At 68.4% G+C, this 12,108-nt stretch carries 12 protein-coding genes; 3 read left to right on the top strand and 9 right to left on the bottom strand.

All coding sequences use genetic code 11. The features are described from left to right. Window positions 1-80 precede the first annotated feature (80 nt). The 8 genes from mreD to ACZ5DS_RS40455 form a co-directional block, all read right to left on the bottom strand. On the bottom strand, window positions 81-755 hold the full coding sequence (gene mreD, locus ACZ5DS_RS40490; RefSeq protein WP_468248980.1) for a rod shape-determining protein MreD: 675 nt from the start codon (window positions 753-755) through the stop codon (window positions 81-83). Window positions 756-768: 13 nt separating this feature from the next. Continuing rightward, window positions 769-1,710, bottom strand: a complete 942-nt coding sequence (mreC, locus tag ACZ5DS_RS40485; RefSeq protein ID WP_468248978.1) for a rod shape-determining protein MreC — start codon at window positions 1,708-1,710, stop codon at window positions 769-771. Window positions 1,711-1,875: 165 nt separating this feature from the next. Next, complete coding sequence (locus ACZ5DS_RS40480; protein WP_266514304.1) at window positions 1,876-2,895, bottom strand: rod shape-determining protein; 1,020 nt, start codon at window positions 2,893-2,895, stop codon at window positions 1,876-1,878. 312 nt (window positions 2,896-3,207) lie between these two features. Further along, window positions 3,208-3,621 carry a nucleoside-diphosphate kinase gene (ndk, locus tag ACZ5DS_RS40475; RefSeq protein ID WP_468248976.1) on the bottom strand — a complete coding sequence of 138 codons (414 nt, stop codon included), beginning with the start codon at window positions 3,619-3,621 and terminating at the stop codon, window positions 3,208-3,210. Between the two features lie 62 nt (window positions 3,622-3,683). Beyond that, window positions 3,684-4,046, bottom strand: coding sequence for a DUF4233 domain-containing protein (locus ACZ5DS_RS40470; RefSeq protein WP_468248973.1), 363 nt, complete (start codon window positions 4,044-4,046; stop codon window positions 3,684-3,686). A 10-nt stretch (window positions 4,047-4,056) separates the two neighbouring features. Further along, on the bottom strand, window positions 4,057-5,571 hold the full coding sequence (folC, locus tag ACZ5DS_RS40465) for a bifunctional tetrahydrofolate synthase/dihydrofolate synthase (RefSeq protein ID WP_468248971.1): 1,515 nt from the start codon (window positions 5,569-5,571) through the stop codon (window positions 4,057-4,059). Between the two features lie 212 nt (window positions 5,572-5,783). Continuing rightward, the gene (locus tag ACZ5DS_RS40460) at window positions 5,784-8,408 is read right to left on the bottom strand and encodes a valine--tRNA ligase (RefSeq protein WP_468248969.1); all 2,625 of its coding nucleotides are present in this window, start codon (window positions 8,406-8,408) and stop codon (window positions 5,784-5,786) included. 136 nt (window positions 8,409-8,544) lie between these two features. After that, window positions 8,545-9,834: an RNA-guided endonuclease InsQ/TnpB family protein gene (locus ACZ5DS_RS40455; protein WP_468248967.1), complete on the bottom strand. Its 1,290-nt coding sequence runs from the start codon at window positions 9,832-9,834 to the stop codon at window positions 8,545-8,547. 198 nt (window positions 9,835-10,032) lie between these two features. Between ACZ5DS_RS40455 and ACZ5DS_RS40450 the strand changes: the two genes are divergently transcribed. From ACZ5DS_RS40450 to ACZ5DS_RS40440, 3 genes are read left to right on the top strand one after another with little or no spacing between them, the layout of a single operon-like run. Beyond that, entirely contained in the window at window positions 10,033-10,485 is a 453-nt protein-coding gene (locus ACZ5DS_RS40450) for a transposase (protein ID WP_468248965.1), read from the top strand. A 24-nt stretch (window positions 10,486-10,509) separates the two neighbouring features. Beyond that, entirely contained in the window at window positions 10,510-11,460 is a 951-nt protein-coding gene (locus tag ACZ5DS_RS40445) for a hypothetical protein (protein WP_468248963.1), read from the top strand. Between the two features lie 55 nt (window positions 11,461-11,515). Continuing rightward, window positions 11,516-11,671 carry a hypothetical protein gene (locus ACZ5DS_RS40440; protein WP_468248960.1) on the top strand — a complete coding sequence of 52 codons (156 nt, stop codon included), beginning with the start codon at window positions 11,516-11,518 and terminating at the stop codon, window positions 11,669-11,671. 61 nt (window positions 11,672-11,732) lie between these two features. On the opposite strand, the gene ACZ5DS_RS40435 is transcribed toward ACZ5DS_RS40440, so the two are convergent. Further along, the gene (locus ACZ5DS_RS40435) at window positions 11,733-12,011 is read right to left on the bottom strand and encodes a hypothetical protein (protein WP_468248958.1); all 279 of its coding nucleotides are present in this window, start codon (window positions 12,009-12,011) and stop codon (window positions 11,733-11,735) included. Between the last annotated feature and the right edge of the window lie 97 nt (window positions 12,012-12,108).

The following is a 12,108-nucleotide window of genomic DNA, read 5'->3' as shown; positions in this document are numbered from 1 at the left end:
TGCGCGTACGAATGACGAACGACCGGCCTGTGAGGCCGCGTTCCGCGGGAACTTCCCCGTTCGAGTGAACTCGCGTGCACTCACAGCCGCTTGACCCCCTTGATGCGGCCGACCCGGGTCCCGCGCGTGCGGGCCTTGGCCTTCAGGGCGCCGAGGCCGCGCTGGTTGCCGATGCGCAGGCCGGTGCCGGAGGAGAGCCAGCCGGTGGAGATGTCGCCGGCCTTGGCGGCGGGGCTGTTCTCGGCGAGCGGATCGTTGTCGGCGCGGCGGGCCAGCCACATGATTCCGGGAACCACGAACGGCGCGAGCAGCAGGTCGTACAGGGCGGCCGAGAACAGCAGCCCGGTCAGGCCGACATGGCGGGCGGCGGTGTCGCCGACCAAGGCGCCGACGCCCGCGTACAGCAGGGTGGAGCCGACCGCGGCGGCGACCACGACGGCCATCGGGCCGGTCGCCGACTTCAGCCGGCCGTTCTCCGGCTTGATGAGTCCGGCGCCGTAGCCGATGACGCACAGCACCAGGGCGTAGCGGCCGGCCGCGTGGTCGGCGGGCGGGGCGAGGTCGGCGAGCAGGCCGGCGCCGAAGCCGACGAGCGCGCCGCCCACATGGCCGTAGACCATGGCGAGGCCGAGGACGGTGAGCAGCAGCAGGTCGGGGACGGCGCCCGGCAGGTGCAGCCGGGCGAGGACGCTCACCTGGATCACCAGGGCGACGACGACCAGCGCGCTGGAGAGCAGGATCCGGTTGACACGCATGGGGATTCAGCTCCTACTGCTGCTGCTCGTCGGTGGCGTTCGCGTCGGCGGACGGTGTGACCGTGACGGTCACCGTCGGTGTCGGGGTCGGCTTGGGCTTGGCCGGCAGGACCTCGTCGCGCGGGTCCTTCTTCGGGGCCTCGACGACCACGCCGACCATGTCGAGCTGGGTGAAGCTGACGTACGGCGTGACGTAGAGCGTGCGGGTGAGGCCGTGGCCGGAGGGGTCGACGCGGGCCACCACGCCGACCGGGACACCCGGCACGAACGGCTTGTCGGCCTGGGAGCCGAAGGTGACGAGCCGGTCGCCCTTCTTCACCTCGGCCTTGCCGTTGAGCAGTTCCACGCGCAGCGGGCGGTCGCCCTGCCCGGAGGCGAAGCCGAGTTCGTCGCCGCCCTCCATGCGGGTGCCGACGGTGAAGTCGGGGTCGTTGGCGAGCAGCACGGTGGAGGTGTTCGGGCCGACCGTGGTGACCCGGCCGACGAGCCCGTCGCCGTTCAGGACGGTCATGTCGCGCTGGATGCCGTCGTCGGCGCCGACGTCGATGGTGATGGTCCAGGAGAAGCCCTGCGCCGACCCTATGGCGATGACCTGGGCGCCCTTGATGCCGTACTGGCCCTCGCCGGAGAGCTTCAGCATCTTGTCGAGCTGCTTGAGGCGGCTGCGGTTGCGGTCGTCGCTGCCGAGCTTCGCCTTGAGGGCCGCGTTCTCCTTCTCCAGTGCCGCGAGCCGGTCGTGGCGGTTGCCGGAGTCACGGACGGCGGAGACGGCGTCACCGACCGGGTCGACCGCCGAGGACAGCCCGTTCTCGATCGGGCCGAACACCGCGGCCGCGGCCTGCCGGGCACCGTCGACCGGCGAGTTCCGGCCTCCGCGGATGTCCACCGTGATCAGCGCGAACGCGATGGCGATCAGCAGGACCAGGAGCAGCCGGCTCTCTTTCGTGTCCCTCACGTGCGGCGGCCGTGCCCTTCCTCAAGTAGGAATTCGGGGACCCCTTAGAGGCGCCCCTCGCGAAGCGCAACCCCAATGGGCCCATTTGTGGGAGCTTATGCCTCTATATCAACGATCCGCCGTACGAGAGGAGATCATCTCGTACGGCGGAATGGAAGAGTTACGTCATCTGCGCGGCTGGGCGTCCAGGACCTGCTGCAGCGCCTCGAACTCCTCGACGCACTTGCCGGAACCGAGCGCCACGCTGTCCAGCGGGTCCTCGGCGATGTGGATCGGCATGCCGGTCTCCCGCCGCAGCCGCTCGTCCAGGCCGCGCAGCAGCGCTCCGCCGCCGGTCAGAACGATTCCCCTGTCCATGATGTCGCCGGACAGCTCCGGCGGGCACTTGTCGAGGGTCGTCTTGACGGCGTCGACGATCGCGTTGACCGGCTCCTCGATCGCCTTGCGGACCTCGGCGGCCGAGATGACGACGGTCTTCGGCAGCCCGGAGACCAGGTCCCGGCCGCGGATCTCGGTGTGCTCGTCGGCGTCAAGTTCGTACGCCGAGCCGATCGTGATCTTGATCTGCTCGGCCGTCCGCTCACCCAGCAGAAGGCTGTACTCCTTCTTGATGTGCTGGATGATCGCGTTGTCCAGCTCGTCGCCCGCAACCCGGATGGACTGGGCGGTGACGATGCCGCCGAGCGAGATGACCGCGACCTCCGTGGTGCCGCCGCCGATGTCCACCACCATGTTGCCGGTGGCCTCGTGGACCGGCAGGCCCGAGCCGATGGCCGCGGCCATGGGCTCCTCGATGATGTGCACCTGGCGGGCGCCGGCCTGGGAGGACGCCTCGATGACGGCGCGGCGCTCGACGCCGGTGATGCCCGAGGGCACACAGACGACGACCCGCGGCCGGGCGAGATACCGCCGCTTGTGGATCTTCAGGATGAAGTAGCGGAGCATCCGCTCGGTGATCTCGAAGTCGGCGATCACGCCGTCCTTCAGCGGACGCACCGCGACGATGTTGCCCGGTGTCCGGCCGATCATCTTCTTCGCCTCTGCACCGACCGCGAGGATGCCACCAGTGTTGGTGTTGATCGCGACGACGGACGGCTCGTTGAGCACGATTCCGCGACCCCTGACGTACACCAGCGTGTTGGCGGTCCCGAGGTCGACAGCCATGTCACGGCCGATGAACGACATTGAGTTCCCCATCCGGATTCATCTGGCCTTCCGAAGCTTTTGAGGGCATATCAGGTCGGCGAGGCGGGTGCTGTGACGTGAAGGCTTCCATCGTAAACGCGCCTGCACGCGCACTGCGCGAGGGTCTTCGCCATTGTCATCAGACGGCGCGTCGCCTCGCTTGTGGAGACGGTCCATCGGAGGCACACGTTCCCCCGATCGGCAACGCATATGCCAAAGGACGGCCGAAATCGTACGGCCGCCCCTGGTCAGGACCCCGAGCGGAACTGACGTCCCCTCAGAAATTTTTCCGGAAACTCTACGCGATGACGCTCAGGCGCGGCCGGGGAAGAAGATCTTCACCTCGCGTTCGGCGGACTCCTCCGAGTCGGACGCGTGGATCAGGTTCTCGCGGACGATCACGCCGTAGTCGCCCCGGATGGAGCCGGGGGCGGCCGCGATCGGGTCGGTCGGACCGGCGAGCGCGCGCAGCCCCTCGATGACCCGCTCACCCTCGACGATCATCACGACGACCGGGCCGGAGGCCATGAACTCCACCAGCGGCTCGTAGAAGGGCTTGCCGACGTGCTCGCCGTAGTGCTGCTCCAGCGTGACGCGGTCCAGGATGCGCAGCTCCAGCGCGGTGATCTGCCAGCCCGCCTTGCGCTCGATACGGCTGATGATCTCGCCGGTCAGGCCCCGACGGACGGCATCGGGCTTGAGCAGGACGAGGGTGCGCTGAGTCACGGGGGCTCCTTACGACTGACGTGTGCGGTGGAACGAGGTTACAGGGCGTGTCCGGGGTGCCGTTACGCAGCGTCAGGTGTGGTGGAGGAGGACTCCGCCTGGGCCGCGAAGCGGGCCTTGGCCGCGTCCACCTTCCGCCCGAAATGCACCGACGCCCACCACAGGGCGGCGAAGACCGCGCCCATGAAGTACATGGTCGGGACGAACACGCCGGAGGCGATCAGGGCGAGCTGCAGCGCCCAGCCGAGGGCGACGCCGCCCGGCCGGGTCACCATGCCGCACAGCAGCACGCACAGGACCATGGCGATGCCGCTGACCAGCCACACCGTCGACGTGGACAGGTCCGGGTCCTTCATGGCCACGAGGCCGGCGAACCCGATGATGAAGAACTCGCCGATCAGCGTCGACGAACAGAGCGTGCGCACGACGGAAACCTCAGCCCTTCCCCAGCAGCAGGCGGGCCTCGCCCACCGTGATGACCGAGCCGGTGACCAGCACCCCGGCGCCCGCGAACTCGCCCTCCTCCTCGGCGAGCGTGATGGCGGCCTCCAGCGCCTCCGGCAGCCGCGGCTCGACCTGGACCCGCTCCTCGCCGAACACCTCGACGGCGAGCGCGGCCAGCTCGTCCGCGTCCATGGCGCGGTGCGTGGAGTTCTGCGTGACGACGACCTCGGCGAAGATCGGCTCGAAGGCCTCCAGCAGCCCCCGCACGTTCTTGTCGGCGCTCACCCCGACCACACCGATCAGCCGGCTGAAGTCGAACGCCTCCCGCACGGCCTCGGCGGTGGCCTCGGCGCCCGCCGGGTTGTGGGCGGCGTCCAGCACGACCGTCGGAGACCGCCGTACCACCTCCAGGCGCCCCGGCGAGGACACGGCCGCGAAGGCCTTGCGCACGGTGTCGATGGCCAGCGGCTCCGCGCGCAGCGCGCCGACGCCGAAGAACGCCTCGACGGCGGCGAGCGCCACGGCCGCGTTGTGCGCCTGGTAGGCGCCGTGCAGCGGCAGGTACACCTCGGGGTACTCACCGCCCAGACCGCGCAGCGTGAGCAGCTGTCCGCCGACCGCGACCTGCCGGGCCACGACCCCGAACTCCAGCCCCTCCCGGGCCACCGTCGCGTCGACCTCGACGGCCTTCTTCAGCAGCACCTGCGCCGCGTCCACCGGCTGCTGCGCCAGGATCACGGTCGCGTCCTGCTTGATGATGCCGCCCTTCTCACCGGCGATCTCCCCCGGCGACGCGCCGAGCCGGTCGGTGTGATCGAGCGCTATGGGGGTGATCACCGCGACATCGCCGTCGATCACGTTCGTCGCGTCCCAGCTGCCGCCCATGCCGACCTCGACGACGGCGACGTCCACCGGCGCGTCCGCGAAGGCCGCGTACGCCATGCCGGTGAGTACCTCGAAGAAGGACAGCCGGTACTCCTGCTGCGCGTCGACCATCTCGATGTACGGCTTGATGTCCTGGTACGTCTCGATGAACCGCTCGGCGGAGATCGGGGCACCGTCCAGGCTGATCCGCTCGGTGATCGACTGCACGTGCGGGCTGGTGTACCGGCCGGTGCGCAGCTCGAAGGCGCCGAGCAGCGCCTCGATCATGCGGGCGGTGGAGGTCTTGCCGTTCGTCCCCGTGATGTGGATCGAGGGGTACGACCGCTGCGGCTCGCCCAGCACGTCCATCAGCGCGGCGATCCGGCTGACGGAGGGCTCCAGCTTGGTCTCGCCCCAGCGGGTGGCCAGCTCCGCCTCGACCTCGCGCAGGGCCTTGTCGACCTCGGGGTCCTCCGGCCGCGCGGGTACGTCGGCGTGGGGCCGGCCGCCCTGGGTACGCAGGGTGCGGCTGCCGGCCTCGATCACCGCGAGGTCGGGGTCGCGGTCGGTCTCGGCCGCGATGATCTCCTCGAAGCTTTCGAGGGGGTCGGGCTGGTCGTTCTCGTGCGGGAGGTCGCTCACGGGGCCAGTCTACGGAGCCACAGTGACAAAGGCTGCGGTGGCTCTTTCGGCCGGTTCGGGGTGGCTCGGCCTGTCGTTCGGGTGCGGGTCGTCGGTGGCTGGTCGCGCCCACGCGGCGGAGCCGCACATCGATACAGCCCCGCACCCCTTTCGGGCACGCGAAGGCCCCCGGAACCTCGCAGCTCCGGGGGCCTTCAGTGCAGTACCGGCCCCTACGCCGACGGCAGCCTGTCCAGTTGAGCCTGGATGCGGGCGATGTCCTCGTCCGCCTTGGCGAGCCGCGTGCGGATCTTCTCCACCACCTGGTCCGGAGCCTTCGCCAGGAACGCCTCGTTGCCGAGCTTGGCCGTGGCCTGGGCCTTCTCCTTCTCGGCGGCGGCCAGGTCCTTGGCGAGGCGCTTGCGCTCCGCGGCCACGTCGATCGTGCCGGAGAGGTCCAGCGCCACCTCGGCGCCCGCGACCGGGAGGGTCGCCGTCGCCGTGAAGGACTCGCCCTCCGGCTGCAGGCGCAGCAGCTGGCGGATGGCGGCCTCGTGCGGGGCGAGCGCCGTACCGTCCAGCGTCAGGCGGGCCGGGACGCGCTGGCCGGGCTGGAGGCCCTGGTCGGCGCGGAAGCGGCGGACCTCGGTGATGACCGACTGGAGCGACTCGATCTCGCGCTCGGCGGCAGCGTCACGGAAGCCGCTGTCGGTCGGCCACTCGGCGATGACGACCGACTCGCCACCGGTGAGGGTGGTCCAGAGGGTCTCCGTCACGAACGGGACGATCGGGTGCAGCAGCTTGAGGGTGACGTCGAGGACCTCGCCGAGGACCCGCTTGGAGACCTCGGCCGGCGCGCCGCCCGCCTGGAACGTCGTCTTGGACAGCTCGACGTACCAGTCGAAGACCTCGTCCCACGCGAAGTGGAAGAGGGCGTCGGACAGCTTGGCGAACTGGAAGTCGTCGTAGAGCGCGTCGACTTCGGCAATCACCGAGTTCAGCCTGGACAGAATCCAGCGGTCCGTCGCCGACATGGCGGAGGCGTCCGGCAGCGGGCCGTCCACCGTCGCGCCGTTCATCAGCGCGAAGCGCGTCGCGTTCCAGATCTTGTTGGCGAAGTTGCGGGAGCCCTGGACCCAGTCCTCGCCGATCGGGACGTCGACACCGGGGTTCGCGCCACGGGCCAGCGTGAACCGAAGCGCATCGCTGCCGTACTTGTCCATCCAGTCCAGCGGGTTGACCGCGTTGCCGAAGGACTTCGACATCTTCTTGCCGAACTGGTCGCGGACCATGCCGTGCAGGGCGATGGTGTGGAACGGCGGGGTGCCGTCCATCGCGTAGAGGCCGAACATCATCATCCGGGCGACCCAGAAGAAGAGGATGTCGTAGCCGGTGACCAGGACGGAGTTCGGGTAGAACTTCGCGAGCGACTCGGTCTGTTCGGGCCAGCCGAGGGTGGAGAAGGGCCACAGGCCGGAGGAGAACCAGGTGTCGAGGACGTCGGTGTCCTGGTGCCAGCCCTCACCGCTCGGCGGCTCCTCGTCCGGACCGACGCAGACGACTTCACCCTCCGGGCCGTACCAGACGGGAATCCGGTGACCCCACCACAACTGCCGCGAGATGCACCAGTCGTGGAGGTTGTCGACCCAGTCGAAGTACCGCTTCTCCATCTCCTGCGGGTGAATCTTGACGCGGCCGTCGCGGACGGCGTCACCGGCCGCCTTGGCGAGCGGGCCGACCTTGACCCACCACTGCATGGAGAGCCGGGGCTCAATCGTCGTCTTGCAGCGCGAGCAGTGGCCGACGGAGTGGACGTACGGCCGCTTCTCGGCGACGATCCGGCCCTCGGCACGCAGCGCGGCGACGATGGCGGAGCGGGCCTCCAGGCGGTCCAGGCCCTGGAAAGGACCGTGGGCCGTGATGACGGCGTGCTCGTCCATGACGGTGATGGACGGCAGGTTGTGCCGCTGACCGATCTCGAAGTCGTTCGGGTCGTGGGCCGGGGTGACCTTGACGGCGCCGGTGCCGAACTCGGGGTCGACGTGCTCGTCCGCGACGACCGGGATGGAGCGGTCGGTCAGCGGAAGCCTGATGAGCTTGCCGACGAGGTGCTTGTAGCGCTCGTCCTCGGGGTGAACGGCGACGGCCGTGTCACCGAGCATGGTCTCGGCACGGGTGGTGGCGACGACGATCGTCTCGTCCCCCTCCCCGTACTTCATGGAGACGAGTTCGCCGTCGTCGTCCTGGTACTCGACCTCGATGTCGGAGATCGCCGTCAGACAGCGGGGGCACCAGTTGATGATGCGCTCGGCGCGGTAGATCAGCTCGTCGTCGTAGAGCCGCTTGAAGATGGTCTGGACGGCCTGGGACAGGCCCTCGTCCATGGTGAAGCGCTCGCGCGACCAGGCGACACCGTCACCCAGACGGCGCATCTGCCCGGAGATCTGCCCACCGGACTCGGCCTTCCACTGCCAGACGCGCTCGACGAAGGCCTCGCGGCCGAGGTCGTGCCGGGACTTGCCCTCCTTGCCGAGCTCGCGCTCGACGACGTTCTGGGTGGCGATGCCGGCGTGGTCCATGCCGGGCTGCCACAGCGTCTCGAAGCCCTGCATGCGCTTACGGCGGGTCAGGGCGTCGATGAGCGTGTGCTCGAAGGCGTGGCCCAGGTGGAGGCTGCCCGTGACGTTCGGCGGCGGGATGACGATCGTGTACGGCGGCTTGTCGCTCTTCGCGTCCGCCTCGAAGTAACCCCGCTCTACCCAGCGCTCGTACAGCGGCCCCTCTACATCGGCCGGCGCGTACTGGGTCGGCAGTTCGGTGTCGGGCGCGGGTGGCTGCTGCTGAGCGTTTTCGGTCACGGGCACAGTTTAGAGGCGCCAGGGAGCAGTGCCGAAACGCGTTTGTTCTTTGACATCCTCCCCGCGATGATCCACTGCGGGGATTCCCAATGGCCTTCGATGCCCGCCGCGGCCTGGACCGCCGCGGACGGAAGGATCAGGGGTTCACGCGTGGCCGCGCGGGTGCGAGCCACGGCCCGCCCACGAGGGGCTGCCGCTGCGTGCTGTTCACCGCAATGTCCTGCGGCAATGTGTCGGTGTGCAGTGCGCGATCGAGGATCACCACCGAGGCGTTGTGGTCCGCGTCGTCGGTGTGCCCACATGAGGTGCAGACGAAGGTGTCACGGCTGACGCGTGATGCCGGGTCCCAGACTCGGCAGACACCGCACGTCTGTGAGGTCCCGGCAGGCGGGACCACGACAAGAACGGAGCCGCTGGCAGGACACTTGTAGGCGAGCTGACGAAGCCGTTCGCCGGGCACGTTGTCGAGAATGGCCCGATTGAGGCCAGATTTCTGTGAGACACGCAAACCAGGCGCGTCCTGTGTGCCCTTGGCGCTCCTTGTCATCTGCTTCACGCGAAGGCCTTCGATGGCGACCAGGCCGTGGCTCTTGGCAAGGTCGGTAGTGAGCTTGTGCGTGAAGTCCAGTCGGCGGCGGGCCTGCCGGGCCTTCAACTCCGCAATGGCACGGAGTGTCCTCTTCAGCCGGTTGCTGTATCGCCCTCCCTGGTGTTGTTTGGCCTGCTTGATCTGACGCTCTCTACGGCGTTCCAACCCCGTCAGTCGGCGCTTCTCGCCCTCGGTCAGCGTCCTACGCATGAGTCGGGGAGCTGTTTCATCCGACAGGTACGCCGACTGCTTCACACCGAAGTCCACCCCCACGCATGGCTGCCCGTTGGGCGGAGCTTCTGGCCTTCCGACGCGGACACCGAAGGCGATATACCACCGGCCGGCCCCGTCGACGCGAATCGAGGCGTTCTTGATCTGGCCCCCGAGGGAGCGAGTCAGCCTGAACCTGATCTCGCCGAGCTTGGGAATCCTGACACACGCCCACCTGCGGTTCAGTTTGGTCACACGAACGGCCTGTCCCGGGAGAGGGATCACCACGCATGTGGTCCGCTTCTTGAAGCGGGGGAACTCGGCTGGGTGTTCCGGATTCCAGAAGTTGTCGAAGGCCCGATCAAGGTGACGAAGGACTTGCTGCGGCGCTTGGGACGGCAGATCCCCGATCCACTCAAGATCATGTCGCGCCTGCGTCAGAAAGCGGCACTGTTCGTCAGCGCGCAGAGTCCTGCCCCGCTGCCGGTACACGTAGATCCGCTGCTCCAAGGCCACATTCCAAACGGCGCGGCAGGTGTGGCCCCATTCGCGGAGTCGCTCCGCCTGGTGAGGCGTGGGGTACAGGCGGTACTTACGCCCAGAATCCGCGATCTTCTCCCGCTGCACACGTCCGCGTCGCCCTGACACTGCCACCGCCTCTCTCCGCCCCTGCAGGCGATCTACGTCCTCAACTCGCGCCCGAATGACTTTCCGATCCCGACCTACACAGGGCGCACACCCACGTGGACGCGCTCGGCGCTGGACGCATGGAGGACTGCCCATCCCTCAAAACGGCGCAGGCAGGCGCCGTCGAGCCCCAGCCCCATGAAGGGGCGCCCCACCACGCGGTTTCACGGCCTCCAGGCACGGCTGGCATTCGCGACGCACAGCTGCCACGCGTTGCTCACTGATCCATTGCTCCAAGTCAGCGAGCAGGCGATCCGTGCAGCGGCTGCCGAAGTAGACACGGGGGTGACGGAGTTCGCCGGTGCGGCTGACCACATTCACTTCGTTGTCGTCTATCCGGCAGAGCAGTCGATCGCGCAGTTGGCCAGGCGGTTCAGACACGCGGCAGCCCGGGCAGTGCGCCAGCAAACCGGCTCGACACCGGCGGCCGAACAGATCCGTGTCTGGTCGGCGTCGTACTTCGCCTCGTCAGCAGCGCCCCGATCCGTAGTTCGTCCGGCAACAGGCACAGGACTTCAACAACTGAGCATCAATAGACCCCCCGCCAACCCGCCCCACGAGGCGGCACGCCAAGATGTGAAGAACGCATAAGCAACGGAGGGGACTGAGAAGTTCATGAGCTACAACCAGCCGGGCCCGTACGGTGGACAGCCCCAGCAGCCCGGGCCGTACGGCCAGCCGGGCCCCTACGGCCAGCAGCCGCAGGCACCCCAGCCCGGCTACGGCTACCCCCAGCAGGCCCCTCCGGCTCCACCGCAGCCCGGCTACGGCTACCCGCAGCAGGGCGTGCCGCAGCAGCCGAACCCGTACGGCCAACAGCAGCCCTACGGCCAGGCCCCGTACGGCGTCCCGCAGCCGCCGACTCCGGGGGGCGGCAAGAAGAAGACGGGGCTGATCATCGGGGCGGTGGCGGTCGTGGCGGTGATCGCGGTGGGTGCGTACTTCGTGCTCAACGGAAGCAGCGGCGCCGACGTCGCTGACGACGGCCCGCACAAGCTGATCACTCCGACCACCGTGATCAACGGTGAGTACCAGAAGGGTGCCAGCTCCAGCGACGACGCCATGACGGACAGCGACGTGTCGGCCGCCCGGAAGGCCGGCGTCAAAAACGCCAAGTCAGTGGGCGCGGAATACCAGTCCGGCGACAAGAGCAACCCCCTCGCCATGAAGATGCTGAAGTTCGGCGGCGTCTACGGCCAGATCGACGACCCCGCTGCCGTCGTCGACGCGATGTTCGCCAACATGAAGAAGGAATCCGAGAAGGACCAGAGCGGCGACGACACCAAGGGCACGCTGGTCGGGAGCCCCGAGGAGCAGGAGCCGGCGGGCCTCGACGGCGCCGTCATGAAGTGCCAGTCCGTGAAGCTGGACATGAGTGGATCGGACGCCGGTTCCTCGGGCCCGAAGCAGATGATCATGCCGGTGTGTGTCTGGGGCGACCACAGCACCGTCGGCGTGACCATCAACACCGACGTGGCCAGCGCAATGGCGGGCAAGGGCATGCCCCTCAGCGACGCCGCGGAGATCACCGCCAAGCTCCGCAAGGACGTACGCGTCAAGGCCTGAGGCCCGCGTAGCAGCACTCCCGCATCACAGAGGGGGCAGCAGCGGCCCGAAGGACGTGACACTCACGATCTGCATCTGGGGCGACCACAGCACCGTCGCGCAGGTCTCGTCCTTCAGCCTCGCGGCGGCGACCGCGGGCGACGCCGGTTGCATCGACAGCACGGCGGAGCTGGCCGCGAAGCTACGCAACGACGTGCGGGTGAAGGCATAAGGCTTCGGCGTAGCTGACACAGAAGGCGGCTCAGCGACAGCGAGCCGCCTTCTCTACACGGTCAGGCTCGTACACACGCCGGGATGGCAACGTCATTACTCACGCCGATGGTCACCAGACCGTAGACACAGTACGGATTGGGGCCGGGCAAGGTAGGCATTTGCTTGTTGCCGCACGCCGCCTTCACCTTCACGCCGGCGCGGTATCCATGAGTGGCCACGTAGTTGCTGCAGTCGCTCTGCGTGGCGCTCGCCGGCGAGGCCACGAGGATCGGCAGGGCCCCTGCCGCCACCACCACACCGGCCGCGGCCACCATGCGCTTCGCCCTCTGGAAAGTCATTCGGAGTCCTCCCGTTTTGCACAGCCAAACGTTCGAACGCATGTCTGACCCGGTCGGGCCAATTTGATCACGGAAACAGGGTGGGCTCCGGTTGCCG

It is taken from the genome of Streptomyces sp. NPDC031100, from assembly GCF_055570785.1.
The sequence above is the reverse complement of the archived record's forward strand: the minus strand, read 5'-3'. Positions and strand labels throughout refer to the sequence as shown.